Origin of the sequence: Halomicrobium sp. IBSBa, from assembly GCF_017612575.1 — an archaeon.
In the GTDB taxonomy this organism is placed as follows: Archaea; Halobacteriota; Halobacteria; order Halobacteriales; family Haloarculaceae; genus Halomicrobium.
On sequence record NZ_JADPQC010000021.1, the window covers coordinates 1 to 707 of the forward strand.

The 707-nt window shown below is 57.7% G+C and carries 1 protein-coding gene; it reads left to right on the forward strand.

Going from position 1 to position 707, the window contains the following annotated elements:
- Positions 1-17: 17 nt before the first annotated feature.
- On the forward strand, positions 18-707 hold a 690-nt coding region (locus tag IL252_RS17255), incomplete at its 3' end, for an IS5 family transposase (protein WP_208629049.1).

Genomic DNA, 707 nt, shown 5'->3' on the forward strand with positions numbered 1-707 from the left:
GGAGACTCCAGTTGATCATGACTCAAATCTCCCGCTTCATTAGCGAAGTTGTTCCGGTTGCTCAAGTTGTTACCGGTGATGGAGACGAATCCGCCGCCCCGGAAGGTGGCGGCGGATTCGCCGACTATGCCCTCGTTTCCCCGCATTGTCTGCGGATTTACCTGGATACGTCTTACCGGATGACCATCGACCTGCTGAAAGAGATGCCACAAATAACCGGGGAGATCGGCCTCAGCGCGGCCGATCTCCCTTCGCCGTCCACGTTGTGTAAAGCGTTCGACCGGATCGAGATGAGCGTCTGTCGAGTGCTACTGCGCCAGTCGGCGCAGTTGCACGATCCGTCTGAACACGCTGCTATCGACGCCACATTCTACGAGCGATCAGCAGCAAGCCGCCACTACTGCCAGCGTATTAGCTACCGCGTGCAGAAGCTAAAAGTCACGAAACTCGTCGATACCGAGACTCAGGCGATCTTGGACGTACACTGCTCAACGACTCGGGAAGGAAGCGATGCAGACCTCGCTGAGCAGATCGCCCGCCGAAACGCGGGCGATCTGCAGTCTCTCGCCGCTGAGAAGGGCTATGACAAGCAGTCGCTCCGCGAAGCACTGCGTGAGATCGACATCAGACCGCTCATCAAGCATCGCATCTTCGCCCCGTACGACCACGCGCACAACGCCAGAATCGACAAACAGCGCTACAATCAG